At 38.6% G+C, this 3,371-nt stretch carries 4 protein-coding genes; all 4 read left to right on the top strand.

Annotated features, from left to right (window positions below; genetic code table 11):
* A partial coding sequence (locus tag MRT15_RS12465; protein ID WP_304330617.1) for a formate--tetrahydrofolate ligase occupies positions 1–1,278 on the top strand: 1,278 nt, incomplete at its 5' end.
* A gap of 1 nt (position 1,279) precedes the next feature.
* Positions 1,280–2,131, top strand: coding sequence for a bifunctional 5,10-methylenetetrahydrofolate dehydrogenase/5,10-methenyltetrahydrofolate cyclohydrolase (locus MRT15_RS12460; protein ID WP_369684990.1), 852 nt, complete (start codon positions 1,280–1,282; stop codon positions 2,129–2,131).
* Positions 2,132–2,174: 43 nt separating this feature from the next.
* A complete protein-coding gene (locus MRT15_RS12455; protein WP_304330616.1) occupies positions 2,175–2,528 on the top strand; it encodes a hypothetical protein in 354 nt (117 codons plus the stop codon).
* 163 nt (positions 2,529–2,691) lie between these two features.
* On the top strand, positions 2,692–3,371 hold a 680-nt coding region (locus MRT15_RS12450; protein ID WP_304330615.1), incomplete at its 3' end, for a glutamine synthetase beta-grasp domain-containing protein.

The following is a 3,371-nucleotide window of genomic DNA, read 5'->3' as shown; positions in this document are numbered from 1 at the left end:
CATGCAATAACAATAGCACATCACTTAATGAACGCCATGCTAGACAATCACATATACAGGGGGAAGGAACCACAAATAGACATACACAACATATTCATAAAGAGAGTACAAGACATGGAAGATAGACCACTAAGAAACATAGTTATAGGATTAGGTGGAAAGGAGGGGGGAATACCAAGAGAAACAGGATTCGAAATAACAACAGCATGTGAAACTGCAGCCATACATGCACTGGCATGCAATTACAAGGATTTGAAGGAGAGACTTGGAAACATACTGGTGGCATTAAGTAAAGATGGAAAACTAGTTAAAGCAAGCGACATAAAATGTGCAGGATGCATGGCTGCAGTAATGAGGGATTCACTAAAACCAAATATAGTTCAAACCATGGAGGGAACCCCAGCCTTCGTACATGGAATACCATTTGCAAATGTGGCACATGGATCCCCAAGCTTAATATCCATAAAAATGGCATTAAAACTCGCAGATTACGTGATAGTGGAAGCTGGATTCGGCTCAGACTTAGGATTCGAAAAATTCTGCGACATACCATGCAGAATAGGAGGATTAAAACCAGATGTGGGAGTAGTAGTGGTTAGCATAAGAGCTCTAAGAGAGCATGGAGGAGCAAAAGATTATGAGAAACCAAATTTGGAAGCCGTAAAGAAGGGGATAGAAAATCTGGAAAAACACGTGGAGAATGTGAGGAAATTTGGAGTTCCAGCAGTCGTAGCTATAAACAAATTTGAGGGGGATGCCGCTGAGGAAATAGAGTACGTGATAGATTGGTGTAAATCAAGAGGGGTGCCGGTGGCAGTATCAGAGGTATATGCCAAGGGAGGGGAAGGTGGAATAGAACTTGCAAATACAATACTTGAAACCATCAACAAGGAGAAGTCAGAATTCAAACCACTCTACGACTTAAACCTACCAATAGAGGAGAAGATAAGGATAATAGCTAGAGAAATGTATGGAGCCGACGACGTAATATTCACAGACGATGCAAAAACAAGCATTAGGAGGATAAACAGGTGGGGGTACTCAAATCTCCCAGTAAATATGGCTAAAACACCACTCTCACTAACAGACAACCCAAAGATCCTTGGAAGACCAAGGGGGTTCAAGATAACAGTAACGGATGTAAAGGTATTTGCGGGGGCAGGATTCCTAGTAGCATACTGTGGAGAGATAAGCACACTACCAGCACTACCCAGTGAACCTGCAGCTGAAAATATAGATTTAGACCCAGAAACTGGAGAAATAATTGGGGTGAGGTAAAATTCCAACAATACTTGATGGAAACAAATTGTCAGAGAAGATATTTGAAGAATTGAGGGGGGAAGTGAAGAAGCTAGTGGATGCTGGAGTGAAACCAAAAATATCACTAATACTCGTTGGGAAGGATCCAGCATCAACATCATATGTAAACATGAAGGCTAGGAGAGCTAAAAGACTTGGAATGGAATCAGAAATACATAACCTACCGGAGGATATAAGTGAAGAGGAACTCATAAAAATCGTGGATAAACTCAATGAAGATAAAAATGTTCATGGCATAGTAATACAGCTACCACTACCAAAACACATAAATGAAAAGAGGATTTCAGCAAGGGTTAAACCTGAAAAGGATATCGATGGGCTACACCCAATAAACATTGGTAAATTATACTTAAAGGAGGAATCTCTAGTATCACCAGCAGCTGAGGGGATCATGGAGCTATTTAAAGAATATGGAGTTAAAGTGGAAGGGAAACATGCAGTAATAGTTGGAGCTACAGAATTAACTGGAAAACCACTTGCAGCACTACTACTAAATAGTGGTGCAGATGTAACCCTATGCGAATACACATCACCAAACCTCACAAAACACACAAGAAATGCAGACATACTCATAGTGGACATAGCAAAACCACAAGCAATAACTGGAGATATGATTAAAGATGGAGCAGTAGTCGTAGATTGCGGATTCAACTACATAGGAGATAAATTGGTTGGAGATGTAAATATGAGTGAAGTTTCAGCAAAGGCTTCAGCAATAACTCCAGTACCAGGTGGAGTTGGACCAATGATAATAGCAATACTAATGAGGAATCTAATAAAAGCTGCAAAAATGCAAGTCAAACTTAATTGAAGGGAAACAACTATTTACCCCAATTTTTATATTATGGATTGAAATGTACATAAAATTGAGGGATGCATTAAAAGACTTCCTAAAAGAGCACAACATAACAATAGACGACATACTTGAAGTAATGGATGAAGACCCGGAGGGGATTATAAAAGCATTACAGAAGAGAACTGGTATAAGTAGAAGCGAGCTAGAAGAACTCATATCCAGATATGGAGTTAAAAGGGTGAATGTGGCAATACTGGCACTACAAGTCTTCTACCTCAACAATCCAAGTGGAATGTATAAGGGGAAACTGATAACACCAGAAAGAGATGAAATAATTAGAGATGGAAAAGTAAGCGTAGATGAAATTAGAAGGATAATACTTGAATTGGAACCGAAGATAACCAGGAAATAAAACTATATTGTGTAAGTGAAAGGTTTCCAGAATATCATCATGAATGACTATGTAAGATAAAAGTTCTATATAAAAAATATTCACAAAAAAACATAGGCTAATGAAAGAATTTAACAGAAAGCGTTAAATGCAGAAAAATTATTAATTCTATGTGCATAGGGTAATGAATGAAGTAGAATATTTGAAGCCAATAATAATAGACTTAGATGGAAAACCGAGAGGGCTAATACTGAAAACCTCAATAAACAAGCAGAGCATAATATGCTTCGATGGATCATCAATTAAGGGACATGCACCAATAGAGGAAAGTGACCTACTGGCAAAGCCAGACTTGAAAACAATGAAAACCATAAAGATTGGCGCAAGGACTATGAGAATAGCCATATGTGATATTGAGAAAGCTTCAGGTGAACCATACACCAAGAACACGAGAATGCGCTTAAAGGAGTATGTTAAGGAGCTGGAGCTTAAAGGGTTAAAGTTTAAAGTGGGGGTAGAAATGGAGTACTTCATAGTTAAGAGGGTTAAGGGGGTGGAGCCAATAGATAAAGACCAGTATTTTGAAGTAGCACCATACGCTAAAGCTGAAAAATTACAATTGGAAATCATGGATAAATTGAATGGAATTGGAATTGAAGTTGAGAAAGCGCATCATGAAGTGGCTGAGGGGCAGTATGAGTATTCCATAAAAGCCTCAGACCCAATATCCACAGCAGATAATATAGTAATAGCGAAAATGGTTACAAAGGAGATTGCAAAAAGGTATGGCTTAGAAGTAACGTACATGCCAAAACCATTTAAGAATATGAATGGAAGTGGGATGCACATACACATAAGCCTACA

Source organism: Candidatus Culexarchaeum yellowstonense (assembly GCF_024707025.1).
Lineage (GTDB): Archaea > Thermoproteota > Methanomethylicia > Culexarchaeales > Culexarchaeaceae > Culexarchaeum.
This window is presented reverse-complemented; position numbering and strand designations above follow the sequence as displayed.